The sequence below is a fragment of the Paracoccus mutanolyticus genome (genome assembly GCF_003285265.1).
GTDB classification, from domain to species: domain Bacteria; phylum Pseudomonadota; class Alphaproteobacteria; order Rhodobacterales; family Rhodobacteraceae; genus Paracoccus; species Paracoccus yeei.
In genome coordinates this window covers 1,632,501-1,645,600 of the sequence record NZ_CP030239.1, presented here as the reverse complement: position 1 = coordinate 1,645,600, position 13,100 = coordinate 1,632,501, and the positions used below count along the sequence as shown (strand labels likewise).

Sequence of the window (13,100 nt, the reverse complement as noted above, 5' to 3'; positions counted from 1 at the left end):
TGCCGGTTTCGGCAGCACTTTTGGCCTTTGAACTGCACGGCTGGAACTTCCCATGACCCAGACCACCTCCCAGCTTTCCAGGATCAGCTTCGCGCCTGGAAGAGGAATACGATCCCGATGCTCGCTTTCGCACGGTGACGCGCCCCATCGCCATCCTGACCGGGGTGATCCTGATCCTGCTTCCTGCTGATCTTCGTGGGCGGCCTTGGCATTCACCGCTTCTATGCTCGGGGCTGCACCGGGCTGTCGCTGTTCGTCATCTTCCTAGTTTCTCGACCCTGGGTAAACCGCCACCGGCGGCGGCTTCGCGCAGTCGCTGGCGGCGCTCGACTGGCTGCTGGCGCAGGGCTGCAAGCAGGTGGTGTTCAATTGCCTGGTCGACCTTCTGCAGTTCCGCGTGGGCAACCCGTGCCCGTCGACATGGCCATGGCCGTCCTGCTGGTCTGCTGATGGGGCCGCTGCGCCGCTCGACGGGCTGGCCGCTGCCGCTCATGCCGGGCTGTTCTGGCCTGTGCCTATCTCGGCAAGTCGATGCCCGGCATCATGGCCATCCCTGCGCCGCTGGTCCTCATCGTCCTATCTACTGCCGATGGCATCTACGGCACCGCGCTTGGCGTGATCGCCACCTTGTGTTCCATTTCGTGCTGTTCGGCGTCATGGCGCAGAAGCCCGGGCATGTCGTATGTTTTCATCGACCTGGCGACCGCGCTGCAGAAGGCTTGGGCCGAGAGCCGTCAGGGTCGAGGCATCCGTGCCGGCCACGGCACCGGTGCTCATCGCGGTAAAAACCTCCCCAAAGGGGGTGACCACCGGCGCCGCTCCCAGTTTCGAGAATATCTCGGATTCCATCCCCGGGGGAGCGCGGAACTTCCTCCTCGACCGACCGCAGATCACGCCACCGGTGATGGGCGCGGTCGCCTTCCGATGGTCAATACCGGGCATCCCGCTTGCGCACCATCCTGATCGCCGCCATCGTCCGGCCTTCATGCTGCCTTCCGCGTGCTGGTGCAGGTGCGATCTGGGCTATTTTTTCCTGGGCATCCGCGGGCAGGGCGGTGGACAGGGCAAGTCCGGCGGCCCCGGTAGCAATTATCTGGCGGCGTGTCAGTTTCATAGTCTTTTCTCCTCCTTGGATTATCGAGATGTGCCGCGCCGGCTCTTCCTGTCGGCCTTCTGGGCCATCACCGCCAGCATGGCGGGCTATCTGATCCAGGGATCATGGCGGCGGGCGTGCTGGAAAGATCAAGGAAGCCGCGACCGGCTCTATGAAGGCTTCGTCGCCGCGCCCGGCAATCGCTGGCGGTGCCGGCGGCGGCGGCGCTGGTCGGCGTGGCGATCGGCTCGTCACCCTGACTCGGCGTGAGCTTCAAGTCGCCGCATGTTCACCCGGCGCGGGAACTGGGCAACACGCTGCACGGGCTGCTAGCGGCGCTGCGGATCGAACGTTCAGCATCGAGACGCTGACGCTGCTGTCGCCCTGCTGCTGCGGCGGTCTCTGTCTGGTGATGGGCATGGGCGTGCCGACGACGCCCGCCTATATCATCACGGCCGCCATCGGCGCGCCTCTGCTGATCCAGCAGGGTGTCCCGGTGCTGAACGCCCATCTCTTCGCCTTCTACTTCGCCGTCCTGGCCGATGTGACCCCGCCCGTCGCGGGCGCCTGGTCTCGGCGCTGGAATCGGCCGATGCGGCGACGGCTTCCGGCCGGCGACACAGCCTTCGGCTGTCGATGGGCAATGCGCTGGTGCCCTCGGTCTTCGTGTTCGCTCGGTGTGCTGGTCTTGTAATCCTATACCCTGCCGGATTTCCTGCTGGCCTTTACCGGCGCGGTCGGGATCGAGGCTTGCGGCAGCGATCACGGGCTGCATTTCGGGCCACTTCTGCTGGTCGAGCTAGCGTTGCGGCCGATCGCGGCAACTGCTGATGATCGCAGCCGAAGTATCTCGCCATGACCGGGTGAACCACCTGATTGCAGAGATAGCGGCTAACTCAGGCAAGATTGTAACAACGCCCGCTCTGGCCGAGGTGTTGGTTATGGCCGGTGAAGCTGCGCCGGAATGGCTGAACATCATTGGAAAGTCCAAGCACTTCGTCGTGGCTGACTTCGACGTGCGCGCGGCAATTGAACATGCGGCACAGATGAGTGACGCACCGAGACCACTTGCGCAGGGAAAGCAAAAGGCGAAGTTCGACTATCAGACCCCGCAGGGTGCGGCGCCTGCGATACGACGCCACTCCTGCAGGAAACATGAATGGCCGGTATGGGAGCGGTTGGGCGCGGCCTGACCGTCCGTTTGGGCCGGCCGTCACCCCATGCTGGGCTCATTGTTCTTCGGCATCTTGACGGACTTGCTGTGCCGTGCTTTCCCGGCTTGTCTTCGGACTGACCGAGCCTGTCGTCGGTGACGCTATGACGAAGGCATCAGCCTGACAGCTTCGACGGCGCCCGAACAGCGCGCACCCGCCGACACGGCAGTGGCAAGACTCGCGCTACGGAGCAGGCGGCGCTGGCGTTCGGGCTGAATCGTCCGCCGGCGGCAGGTGCGGGAGTGGAGCCGGCCGTCATGGCCAGATCATCGATCCTCGGCCACGGACGAGGCTCGACCGCTGGATGGTGGCCAGGAGCTGGGCTCTCGCGCTGGCCTTTCTGGGGCTCTTGTCGATGCTGCGCGCGCCGGGCGCCGGGCCGGATCTGGCACGGGCCGTCGAGATGCCATGGGACTGGCGGGCCGGGCGGCGCGGCGCGCCGATCCCGCAGCTGCCGCGGCTCTTATTGGCCGGTCGCGACTGGTCCTGCAGCCCACGCAGCCGCCCTGCGATCGGCGCTGCGAGGCGGCCAACTGGTATCTGCAACGCGCCTGGGGCGGCAGCTCGACCGCGTCACGCCGGCACCACTGGTCGACTGTCTGGCGCTTGGGCCTGCGGGAATCGCGCGGCTCGCTGTTGCCCGCGTCATCTCCAGCCATTGCACCTGCGCACTGCGGACATCCGGGCGAATGGGCAGGTCTGGCTCACCGCGACGGGTCTCGATGGACCGTCGCACGGCAAGACAAGGAATCGCATTCTTGCTGCCCGTCCGAATCGGTGGGCTTGGTTGAATTTGTATTTTTGCATCATCAAAAGCAAATTGTTTTTTGGTTTTGCTTCTGTCAAAATGCAACCAAGGGCGGCACCCTTCGCCTCGGCCCTAATCACGGTCAACCTGTATGGAGATCGACCATGACTGCACATCAATCTATCCCTTTGGCAGGCTTTGCGGAAGCTCTCACGCCAGGCTTCACCCCCACGCCGATGGTGCAGCGCTTTGCGTTCATGCAGGCCGCGCTGGCGCTCTATCTCGACGCCGAGCGCGATCTCGCGCAGATCGAAATCGGTCGCTGCCGCCAGTTCTCGGGCATGGGACAGCGCGCACGGCATCTGGTAGCCGCGCCGTCGCGGTCTGCGCAGACCCAGTTCGTCGCGAAAAATCCGGTCCAGCTTGCGCAGTGGCGCGGATCGCGCGGGTCATGCTGCTCGCGACCGACGAGGCGGAGTTCGCCCAGGCCCATGGGTTGATCGCCGCGTTCGGCGCCGTGCTGCGCTGCCCCGGCATCGGCCCGGTCGATCGGGGTGTCGACGAGATGCTGGCCGAGGCACGCGCGCAGTTGGCCGCGGTCGCGGCGCTGCCGGACTACGCGCCGGAGGTGGATGACAGGGGCGGCGACGCGCTGGTGCCCGCCGCCGTGATCGGCCCGCAGGACGGGGCGCCGCGCCAGAGCTGCACCCAGCCCCTGCCCCATCCCGCCGACATGGCGCGCAAGCCCTCCCCGGCGCCCCGCGACCTGCCCGGCGCCGCGGCCGCCTGACCGGCGCTTCCCGCCGCCCTTTCTCCCCCGAAGGGCCGCGCCGTTCCCCGCGCGTGATCGCCAGACACCGCGCCTGACCCATCACCCTTCCCGGATCCTGCCGCCGCCCCGGGCCACGCCGCCCGCAGGCCTGACCCCACGCACCCTCTGACCAGGGAAGGATCTTCTCATGTGTTTTTCCACGCCCCCCGGCGCCGCGCCGGCGCTCTCCACCGCCCTGCCCCGCTTTCCCGCCCCGATCCGGCCGCATTGGCAACTGACCGCCGCCGCCAAGGGCTTTCGCATCCTCGCCCGCGTCCATGACCGTTATCACCTGCTGCTGCGCTGCCGGACCTGCCGGCGCGACTTCCCCGTCAAGCTCTTCGTGCTGATGCGCGGCCAGCCGCTCTGCCCGCATTGCCTGGCCGCGCGGCGCGCCGCGCTGGCGGCGGAGGCAGGCGTCGCCTTCCTCGGCCCCGATCCGGACCATAGCGCCTACGGCCAGTTCCGCGCCCCCTGCGGCCACATCCTGCGCCGGCAGTTCGAACTGATCGCGCGGGTCGCGCGTGGCGAGACCGGGCTGCGCTGCGAGACCTGCCACGCCGCGCGCGAGGCGGCCGAGGCCCGGCGCTTCGGCTGGCAGCGCCTCGGGCCCTGCCCGTCGGGGCGGCCGAATTACAGGCTCTACCGGCACCGCTGCGGCCATGTGCAGCGCGTGGCCCAGGCCAACATGCTCTGGGGCCAATGCGACTGCGCCGGCTGCGGCCAGAGCTGGAGCGCCAGGCCGAGCTTTCTCTATCTCTTCGAGATCCACCTGCCGGCCCGCGGCCCCCGCCCGGCACGGCATTACCTGAAGCTCGGCTACAGCGCCCATCCGGTCAAGCGCCACCGCCACCAGCTGGGCCTGCCGCCGGAGGCAAGCGTCGCCGTGCTGCGGGTCGTGGCCATGGCTTCGGGCCACGCGGCCTGCGCCTGCGAGACGGCGCTGCACCGCCAGCTGCGGCGCGCCCACCCCGATGCGGTGGTGCCGAGGGCCGAGTTCGCCGACGCGATCAACGTCACCCGCGAGATCTATCGTCCGGCGCTGCGCCCGGTGATCGCGGCGGGCCTCGACCGCATCGCGGCTGACGCCGGCGCCGTCGCCGCTGCGTCCTGACCGCATCGCTCCCCGACAAACTCCTTTTCCACGACGACACGCCCCTGCGTGCCGCGCGCCCTGCCGCCGCGCCCCGGCCTCTGGAGATCCTGCATGACCACACCCAACCGACCCAGCCCCGCACCCGCCTGGCTGCCCTTCGCCCGCAAGCTGCTGCACCGCCTGCGCGAACCCACCGGCGAGGCGCTGCCCGATCCCGAACTCGCCGCCGAGCTCGGCCTGGCCAGCGCGCCCGCGGCGCTGACGCCGCGCACCCTGCTGACTGCGCTGCGCCTGGCCGCGAGCCTCGGCGGCCAGGCCGCCGTCACCGCCGCCCTGCGCCCCGGCGCGCTGACCCTGCTGCGCGGGATCCCGGCCGAGGACATCCCTCTGCTGCGCCATGTGCTGCCCGCTCTCCTGCCCGGCGCCTGGCGGATCCGCGAGCTGAAGCCGGACGACGGCGCCCCGCGGGAGCACCCCGGCGCCACCACGCTGCACCTGATCACGGCCCCCGCGCCCGGGCGCGGTGACGCGCTGCATCAGCCGCTGATCGCAGGCCTCGACAGCGCCGCGCCGCTGCTGATCCTGCTTGCCGAGGGCGCCGCGCTGCCCGACGCGCGGCCTGGTCGGCATGCGGTCATCCACGAGTTCGCGCCGATCGGCGCCGAGATCGTCTGGGCGCTCCTCGAGGCCCTGCAGCGCCTGCCCCGCCAAGGCGCGGCGGCCGATCGGGCCCTGCTGCGCCAGGCCTTCGACAGCGGGCTCCACCTCGACAGCACCGATGTCCTGCTGGCCCTGCGCGCGCCGACCCTCGCCGAACTCGCCGAACGCCTCGCCACGACCCACAGCCCTGCGCCGGGCGACGCCGCCGCGCCGCCCACCCTCGACAGCCTCACCGGCGACGGCCCGGCGCTGCAGGCCGCGCGGCACCTGGTCGAGGACCTGCGGCTCTGGCGCGCCGGGCGCCTCGACTGGTCCGAGATCACCCGCAGCGCGCTCTTTTACGGCCCGCCCGGCACCGGCAAGTCCTGGCTCGCCCAGGCCATGGCGGCCTCGGCGGGCGTCAGCGCGATCACCGGCAGCTTCGGCGAATGGCAGGCGGCGGGGCATCTGGGCGAGATGCTCAAGGCCATGCGCCGCACCTTCGCCGAGGCCCGCGCCCGCGCGCCGGCCGTGCTGATCCTCGACGAGCTCGACGCCGTGGGCAACCGCGGCGACAACGCGGGCTCGAACCAGAACTACCGCGTGCAGGTCATCAACGCCTTCCTCGCGCTGATGGACGAGATCGCCCGCGCGCCCGGCGTCCTCGTCGTCGCGACCTGCAACCACATCGACCTGATCGACCCGGCGGTGCTGCGCCCGGGCCGCTTCGACCTCAGGATCGAGGTGCCGCTGCCCGATGCCGCCACGCTCGCGGGCGTGCTGCGCCGCCACCTGGCGTTGCCCGAGGCGGACCTTGCCGTGTTGGCCCGGCATTGCGTCGGCCTGAGCCTTGCCGAATGCGACGCCGAACTGCGGGCGGCGCGGGGCGCGGCGCGCCGGGCCGGGGTGGCGCTCGACGCGGCCGGCCTCATGGCCCGGCTCGGCGCCGGGCGCGATCCGGCGATCGACCGCCGCGTCGCCCTGCACGAATGCGGCCATGCCCTCGTCACCACCGCGCTCGGGCGCGGCACGGTGCAGCGCCTGGCGCTTGCGGGCAGCGGCGGCACGACCCGGATCGCGCGCCGCCCGCAGGCCGGGCTCATTGCCGACCACACCGACCTGCTGGCCGAGCTGATGGCCGGCCGCGCCGCCGAGCGGCTGGTGCTGGGCGCTGTCTCCGCCGGCGCCGGCGGCCCGCCGGACTCCGACCTGGCGCTGGCCACGCGCGTGGCGCTCGACCTCGAGACCCGCTACGGCCTCGGCGCCGAAGGCCCGCTCTGGCTCGGCACCGACAGCGCGGCCCCCATGCGCGACCCGGCCCTGCGCGCCCGCTGCCGCCGCCACCTCGAGACCGCCGAGGCCCGCGCCGCCGCCCTGCTGGCCCCGCACCGCGCGCTGCTCGAGGACATGGCCGCCGCCCTGGTGGCCCGGCGCGAGCTTTCCGACGACGACCTTACCCCTTGGCTGCAGCGCCTTGATCTGGAGGTCGCCGCGCAAGTGATGCTGGACATCGAACAGCCAACGCCGCCGCCCGACTGAACCGCCCGCCTCCGAACCCCTGCGCCCTGCCGCCATCCCCGCCGCCGAACCGCAGCCATCGCACTCCACCAAAAGCGCCGGAGCCCCCGTCATGCCGCAAGCCACCACCCGGCGCGACCTCATCGCCACGCTGCCCGGCCTCGCCCTGCTGCTGTCAGCCGCCGGGACGCCCTCGACCGAGCCCCAAATTCCGCCAGTCGCACCTGACCAGCCGCCGCGCGCGGCCTTCCGGACGGCACGGCGCGCCTGGCACCGCGCCTGGCAACGCTATCGCGCCCAAGACCAGCGCGCCGCCGCCTGCGGCTTCGAGACCACCGAACCCAGCCGCGCTGCACTGGCCAGGATGGATGCGCTTCTGGTCCGCATCGATGAGATCGAAGCCAAGCTGGCCAAGACGCCCGCCCGCACCCGCGCCGAGCTGCGCATCAAGATCGAGGTGCTCTCCCTCGACGGCGCGCTCAGGCCAGAGTTCCTGGACGACATCATCGCCGACGTCGAACGGCTTCTCCCACCGGCGCCATGAAGGCATGAGTACATGAACGCACGTTCATCTCTTCATTTCCGCGCGGTTGCCCGCCAGACAAGACCGACCACATCTCCCGCGTGTCATCGTCTCGGCTTTGGCGCGGCAGGAGGTCTCGATCCGGTCTCCGCCCGCCCGTCACGACAGGATCCGACGCAGCTGCCCGATCATGCCCGCGATCGACGCCAGTTCCGGGACCAGCGGCTGTTTCATCGCCTCCGCATTGGGCGCGACACCCTCGGTCAGCATATGCCTGAACACCGCCTTGCGGGCGGGATCGCCCGCGCGGCGCAGGAACGCGTCGGCGCCATATTCGCGCGCGGCCCAGATCTCGGGGCGCAGCAGCACGTGCTGGGCCGAGATCTGGAACGGGTCGATGTCGGCGATGAAGGCCAGCGTCGCCATTTCTGTGGCGGTCAGCCGGTCGGCCTCGGATACTGTGGGCGGCTGCACCAGGGGCTCGGCAAGCTGGGCGCGATACACCCGACCGGCCGCCGCATGCAATCGCTTGCCATGTTGCTCCGGCGCGCCGAGCACCTCATGCATCGGCAGATCGCCCAGGCGGTCCAGCCCTTCCGTGTAGGCCCGCATGCCGACGGGACGATCCTCGAACGCCGCCTGTGCGAGGCGCCTGCCCTTGGCCAGCGTGTTGAGCAGCCGCGCGCAGATCGGCGCCAGCCCGGTCGCAGCCTCGGGCACGCCCGGCGGCAACTCCGCCTCGATCCGGGCCAGCATCCGGTCGGCCAGCGCATCGCCGAAGAAGGGCTGGTCCGAGCCTTCGGTGGCAAACCTGACCCGCAAGCGCCGGCCCTCGCGCCCCAGCTGGTCGAGAAAGTCGCGCAGCACATCATGCGGCTCGACGCTGCCCGGATCCTGCGTTTTGGCGGCGACACTCTCGGTCCGACGGTGTGGCGTGGCCGCGATCGCCACCAGGTCCGGGGCATGGGCGGCGAGGTAATCCACCTCGGAAGCAGAGGCGCGGGCAAGGCTCGGCGCGCGTTCGACCAGCAGCCTGATTGCCGGGCGCAGGGCAAAACCCCAGACCCGCAGCGCCTCGAACAGCCGTGCCTCGACCGCCTCGAGTTGGCGGCGCCCGCGCGGCAGCGTGACCAGCGCCGGCATCGGCAGCGCGATCAGGATGAAGCCGAAGGTCCGGAACCGCCGTTTTTGCCATTCAGGCACCAGGACGCTGGCCTCGATCTCGGCGAGGCTGAAGCCCTTGATGTAATGGGAGCGCTGCGCGTGAACCCTGTCCCTGACGATGTTCGGCACCTGCCGGCGTTCGTCGTCGATGAGCAGCATCAGCGGCCAGAGATCGGCATCCTCGAGTTCCGCGCCCTCGGCCAGCGCCGCCACCCGGGCCTCGCGCTCGGCGAGATACTGCGGCTCGGCGCAGGCCATGGCCCGGCCGAGCAGATCGTCCAGATCGGGCATCCTCACCTTTCCGGCGCGCAAATCGCCGATTTGATTCCAATGCGGCCGGCCCGTTTCGACCGAGGCCTGTGGTCCTTGCAAACCATAGGCCCCGGATCGGCCTGAACGACCGACGGCCATCCAAGGCGTTCCGCCACCAGCGCCTCGGGCGTGTCAGCATCCGGGAATCGGCAGGCCGTGAGCGTCGCCAGTGAATGCCAGCGCGCACCTGTCCTCCATGATTGGCGCCCTTGGCCGCTCCGCCGCGAGGACGAGTAGACCCGGCCGCGACGCCCTTGCATCCCGAGACGAGAGAAGATGCATGTCCCAGCCCAAACTGCGCGTTGCGATCTACCCGTTCGAGCCGATCCGCGCGCAGATGCTCCTCGCCATCGAAGAGATCGGGCATGCCGGAGATCAATCGATCAGCCCGGCGGGGCCGGGCATGCCGGAGACATCAATGATCAGCCCGGCGGGGCCGTCCTTCGCGGCATGCGAGGCCCTGCAGCGCGAGGCAAGGGCGGGCAAGTTCGATATCGTTCTGGCCGAGGCCATGGACCGGCTGTCGAGGAAGCTCGCCGATATCGCGAAGTTCCACGAGCGGATGGAGCATCTGGGCATCCGGATCCACACGCTCACCGAGGGCGAGATCACCGAGATGCTGATCGGCATGAAGGGGACGATGAACCAGATCCTGCTGCGCGACATCGGCATCAAGACCCATCGCGGCCAGAAGGGCCGGGTCAGGGCAGGCAAGCTCGCCGGCGGCAATGCTTACGGCTATGACGTGCTGCCCGGGGTCACGGTGAACGGCAAATCCGAGCACGGCGACCGCGCGATCAACCGGGCAGAGGCGGAAGTCGTGCGGCGGATCTTTCGCGACTACGCCCAAGGCACCTCCGCCGGCAAGATCGCCGAGGCCCTGAACATCGAGCGCATCCCCGGCCCGCGCGGCGGCTGGTGGGGCACCTCGACCATTCTCGGCAACCGCGAGCGCGGCACCGGCATCCTGAACAACGAGCTTTATGTCGGCCGTCTGGTCTGGAACCGGCTGCATTTCAGCAAGGATCCGGACACCGGCAAGCGGAACTCGCGGCTGAACCCGGAAGATCGGGTCACCGCCGTCGACGTCCCACACCTGCGGATCATCGACGAGGCGCTGTGGGATCAGGTGAAGGCGCGCCAGGGCGCGATGAAGACGAAGAACACCGATGTGCCGATCTGGGACCGGCGGCGCCCGAAGTTCCTGTTCTCGGGCCTGATGACCTGCGGCTGCTGCGGCGGCGGGTTTTCCAAAGTGTCGAAGGATGGCTTCGGCTGCTCGACGGCCCGCAAGAAGGGTGCCGCTGCCTGCACCAATATGGCTGTCATCAAACAAGGCGATCTGGAAAGGAGGGTGCTCCACGCCCTCGATCATCACCTGATGGACGAGGAAGCCGTGCGGATCTTCTGCGAGGAATATGCCGCCGAGCGCAACCGCCTGCAGGCAGCCCGGGAAGCGAGCCGCATCGAACTGGAGCGGGAACTCAAGCAGATCAGCACCGATCACAAGAAGCTGGTGGATGCGATCATCGCCGGGGTGCCGGCCGAACAGGTCAAGGACCGGATGATCGAGCTCGACGCGCGGCGCAAGGACCTGGAGCGCCAGCTTGCGGCCTCGCCCGCCCCGGATCCGATCCGGATCCATCCCGGCATGGCGACCACCTATCGCGCGCGGATCGGCCAACTGATCCGGGGCCTGTCGGAGAACGACCGGATGGAGGAGGCGAAGGAAGCGCTGCGGGCCCTGGTGGAGAAGATCGTCCTGGTGCCGGTCCCGCCGGAAGAGAGCGGCAGCGGCAAATCCGATGGCAGGCCCGGCCTTGCCATTCATCTTCACGGCGCGCTGGCGAGCCTGCTGCGTCTGGCCTGCGGACTGCCGGTGCATGAGGTTGTCGGAGCCGTGGCACAAACGCAAAAGGCCCCGCGGAGGGCTGGGCGCGGAGGATCAAACAGTGTGCAATCCGCAGAAGCGCATTTGCAAAGCTCTGATATCGCTGAAGAATTAGTTCTGGTTGCGGGGGCAGGATTTGAACCTGCGGCCTTCAGGTTATGAGCCTGACGAGCTACCGGGCTGCTCTACCCCGCGTCCGTTGCATCGCTTTGCGTTGCTTTCATCGTTCTGAGAGATGTTTTCGCTTCTTTTCAGGTCTGGCGGTGACCTACTCTCCCACGTCTTTTGACGCAGTACCATTGGCGCGACGGCACTTAACGGCCGAGTTCGGGATGGGATCGGGTGTTTTGCTCGTGCTTTGGCCACCAGACCGGAAAAGGAGCGAGATCGGCGTTATCCCGCAGGATGATGTTGTCCAAGGATGCTTTTGGAAGAAGGTCTGTCTTCTTCCGGATCAAATCAAGCCAATCGAGCCATTAGTACCGGTCAACTGAACGCATTGCTGCGCTTACATCTCCGGCCTATCGACGTGGTGGTCTTCCACGGCTCTCAAGGGATACCTTGTTTTGAGGGGGCTTCACGCTTAGATGCCTTCAGCGTTTATCCTGTCCGTTCATAGCTACCCAGCACTGCCGTTGGCACGACAACTGGTCCACCAGTGGACCGTTCACTCCGGTCGTCATCGTACTAGGGGCAACAACTCTCAAGTATCCTACACCCACGGCCGATAGGGACCGTACTGTCTCACTACGTTCTAAACCCAGCTCACGTACCTCTTTAAATGGCGAACAGCCATACCCTTGGGACCTGCTCCAGCCCCAGGATGAGATGAGCCGACATCGAGGTGCCAAACGATGCCGTCGATATGGACTCTTGGGCATCATCAGCCTGTTATCCCCAGCGTACCTTTTATCCGTTGAGCGATGGCCCTTCCACTCGGGACCACCGGATCACTATGGCCGACTTTCGTCTCTGCTCGACTTGTCAGTCTTGCAGTCAGGCTGGCTTCTGCCATTGCACTCAACGAGCGATTTCCGACCGCTCTGAGCCAACCTTCGCGCGCCTCCGTTACTCTTTGGGAGGCGACCGCCCCAGTCAAACTACCCACCACGCAGGGTCCCGGACCCGGATAACGGGCCGCGGTTAGACATCAAGAGTGCGAAGGGTGGTATCTCAAGGATGGCTCCACGGGAACTGGCGTCCCCGCTTCAATGCCTACCACCTATCCTGCACATCGCAATCCTGATGCCAGTGCGAAGCTATAGTAAAGGTGCATGGGGTCTTTCCGTCTAACCGCGGGAAGTCTGCATCTTCACAGACAGTTCAATTTCGCTGAGTCCACATTTGAGACAGCGGGGAAGTCGTTACGCCATTCGTGCAGGTCGGAACTTACCCGACAAGGAATTTCGCTACCTTAGGACCGTTATAGTTACGGCCGCCGTTTACCGGGGCTTCAATTCAAGGCTTGCACCTCTCCTTTTAACCTTCCGGCACCGGGCAGGCGTCAGACCCTATACGTCGCCTTACGGCTTCGCAGAGCCCTGTGTTTTTAGTAAACAGTCGCCACCCCCTGGTTTGTGCCCCCGACCGATGCTTGCGCACCAATCGGGCCTCCTTCTCGCGAACTTACGGAGGTATTTTGCCGAGTTCCTTAAATGTGGTTCTCTCAAGCGCCTTGGTATTCTCTACCAGTCCACCTGTGTCGGTTTAGGGTACGGTCTTGTGGAGGGCTATTTCCAGGAACCGCTCAGCAGCCCCTCCAATCCGATAAGGAGGAACTACACCTGCGATCCGTCACCATCTCCTGGCCCAGGAATATTAACCTGGTTCCCATCGACTACGCCTTTCGGCCTCGCCTTAGGGGCCGGCTTACCCTGCTCAGATTAACTTTAAGCAGGAACCCTTGGACTTTCGGCGACAGGGTCTCTCACCCTGTTTGTCGCTACTCATGTCAACATTCTCGCTTCTGATCACTCCACCGGATGCCTTACAGCCCGGCTTCACAGTCAGAACATTGCCTCCGTTACTCTGACGAGCAAAAGAGGCAGCGTTCTCTATCACAGAACGCTCCGCTACCGCGTGCATAAATGC

Annotated in this window: 11 protein-coding genes, 1 tRNA gene and 2 rRNA genes (1 of these 14 only partly in view); 9 read left to right on the top strand and 5 right to left on the bottom strand. The window is 67.4% G+C overall.

Annotated features, from left to right (window positions below):
• Window positions 1–654 precede the first annotated feature (654 nt).
• Entirely contained in the window at window positions 655–849 is a 195-nt protein-coding gene (locus tag DPM13_RS22770; protein WP_262983282.1) for a hypothetical protein, read from the bottom strand.
• Here DPM13_RS22770 and DPM13_RS22765 point away from each other — a divergent pair.
• From DPM13_RS22765 to DPM13_RS08765, 8 genes are all read left to right on the top strand, one after another.
• Window positions 803–1,363: a hypothetical protein gene (locus DPM13_RS22765; protein WP_223252674.1), complete on the top strand. Its 561-nt coding sequence runs from the start codon at window positions 803–805 to the stop codon at window positions 1,361–1,363. The genes DPM13_RS22770 and DPM13_RS22765 overlap by 47 nt on opposite strands.
• 148 nt (window positions 1,364–1,511) lie before the next feature.
• A complete protein-coding gene (locus tag DPM13_RS22760; RefSeq protein ID WP_262983281.1) occupies window positions 1,512–1,787 on the top strand; it encodes a TRAP transporter large permease subunit in 276 nt (91 codons plus the stop codon).
• 136 nt (window positions 1,788–1,923) lie between these two features.
• Entirely contained in the window at window positions 1,924–2,286 is a 363-nt protein-coding gene (locus DPM13_RS08790) for a hypothetical protein (RefSeq protein ID WP_112887851.1), read from the top strand.
• A gap of 429 nt (window positions 2,287–2,715) precedes the next feature.
• Complete coding sequence (locus DPM13_RS19685) at window positions 2,716–3,555, top strand: hypothetical protein (protein ID WP_145963335.1); 840 nt, start codon at window positions 2,716–2,718, stop codon at window positions 3,553–3,555.
• Entirely contained in the window at window positions 3,507–3,845 is a 339-nt protein-coding gene (locus DPM13_RS08785; protein WP_145963334.1) for a hypothetical protein, read from the top strand. Before DPM13_RS19685 ends, DPM13_RS08785 begins: the two co-directional genes overlap by 49 nt.
• Before the next feature lie 169 nt (window positions 3,846–4,014).
• Window positions 4,015–4,980, top strand: coding sequence for a hypothetical protein (locus DPM13_RS20625; RefSeq protein ID WP_080621410.1), 966 nt, complete (start codon window positions 4,015–4,017; stop codon window positions 4,978–4,980).
• A 93-nt stretch (window positions 4,981–5,073) separates the two neighbouring features.
• Window positions 5,074–7,140 (top strand): AAA family ATPase, encoded by a 2,067-nt coding sequence (locus DPM13_RS08775; RefSeq protein ID WP_080621408.1) that lies wholly within the window; start codon window positions 5,074–5,076, stop codon window positions 7,138–7,140.
• A 91-nt stretch (window positions 7,141–7,231) separates the two neighbouring features.
• Window positions 7,232–7,663 (top strand): hypothetical protein, encoded by a 432-nt coding sequence (locus DPM13_RS08765; RefSeq protein WP_080621406.1) that lies wholly within the window; start codon window positions 7,232–7,234, stop codon window positions 7,661–7,663.
• Window positions 7,664–7,801: 138 nt separating this feature from the next.
• Here the strand turns inward: DPM13_RS08765 and DPM13_RS08760 are convergent, their stop codons facing one another.
• The gene (locus DPM13_RS08760; protein ID WP_080621405.1) at window positions 7,802–9,097 is read right to left on the bottom strand and encodes a hypothetical protein; all 1,296 of its coding nucleotides are present in this window, start codon (window positions 9,095–9,097) and stop codon (window positions 7,802–7,804) included.
• 217 nt (window positions 9,098–9,314) lie between these two features.
• Between DPM13_RS08760 and DPM13_RS26805 the strand changes: the two genes are divergently transcribed.
• Window positions 9,315–11,171, top strand: a complete 1,857-nt coding sequence (locus DPM13_RS26805) for a recombinase family protein (protein WP_397246318.1) — start codon at window positions 9,315–9,317, stop codon at window positions 11,169–11,171.
• On the opposite strand, the gene DPM13_RS08745 is transcribed toward DPM13_RS26805, so the two are convergent.
• From DPM13_RS08745 to DPM13_RS08735, 3 genes are all read right to left on the bottom strand, one after another.
• Window positions 11,128–11,204: transfer RNA gene (locus tag DPM13_RS08745), tRNA-Met, on the bottom strand. The two genes, DPM13_RS26805 and DPM13_RS08745, sit on opposite strands and share 44 nt — an antisense overlap.
• Before the next feature lie 60 nt (window positions 11,205–11,264).
• A 5S ribosomal RNA gene (gene rrf, locus DPM13_RS08740) occupies window positions 11,265–11,379 on the bottom strand.
• A gap of 85 nt (window positions 11,380–11,464) precedes the next feature.
• A 23S ribosomal RNA gene (locus DPM13_RS08735) occupies window positions 11,465–13,100 on the bottom strand; it runs 1,195 nt beyond the window's last position.